Raw genomic sequence first — 893 nt, 5'->3', positions numbered from 1 at the left:
AAATATTATTTACGACTTCAATATATTCAGAAACAAAAAAGGCTCCTTTCGGAGCCTTTTTTATATTTGTACTATCAGTATTAGAAACCAACTGATACTGATAGTACTACTGATTAAAGAAAGTAACTTATCTTTCCCAGTACGCTTCTTCTAGGCTATCTTCTCTTTCAGGAAGGCCACGAGATAAACGTGGAGAGTGTTGAACCAACACTTCATAGCTAGCACGGTTAGAATATTTACAAACTTGTGAGAACGAAGAGTACGTCAAGAATGAATGTTGGTGTTTACTTGAGTTTGGCACGTTTTCTTTGTGGTACTTATTAGCAGCCATATCATGTAATAAAGCTGATAACGCAGCATCACCTGCACCATTGGTATTTTTGATCTTTTCTGGTCCACCCATGTATGGCGCAATGTGCGAATACACTTTAGTTGGGTTTTCACATAAATCTTTATGCGCAGGACGGCTAAATTCAAAACGGTTGAATTCCGCAATTGAACCTGGAAGTAAAGGCAGTGACGTTTCACGCTTAGCTGCATCTTCTGTATAACCAGCCATAAATAGGCCAACAGGTCCCGCAGTACATAGAACAAGGTCTACCCAGTCTAGCGCTTTATCTGATGCAGCCAGTGGATCGCTTTCACCCGTTAACGCTTCAGCTTCGTCTTCATTCATTGCAACAACCGTTACGTGTTGCTCAAGGAAATCTTTCCAGAATTCTGGATCATCTTGAATAACGAACTTAGTACCTAGTGTAAGAACGACTGGCACATCGTATTTCTTCGCGTATTCGATCGCTTTCATTGTTGCTTCAGGCATCGGGTCGCCTAGCTTACAGCGAACTAAATAAGCCGTTAAAACTAAAGCAGAAGCACTTTTGAAGATTTTTTCA

General features: G+C 40.4%; 1 protein-coding gene. It reads right to left on the bottom strand.

Annotated elements, in window-relative coordinates; genetic code table 11:
* Positions 1–127: 127 nt before the first annotated feature.
* The coding region (locus AB4517_RS20705) for an inosine/guanosine kinase (RefSeq protein WP_372149741.1) at positions 128–893 on the bottom strand (766 nt) is incomplete at its 5' end.

The organism is Vibrio sp. 10N.222.52.C3 (assembly GCF_041474195.1).
Classification (GTDB): Bacteria; Pseudomonadota; Gammaproteobacteria; order Enterobacterales; family Vibrionaceae; genus Vibrio; species Vibrio crassostreae_C.
The sequence above is the reverse complement of the archived record's forward strand: the minus strand, read 5'-3'. Positions and strand labels throughout refer to the sequence as shown.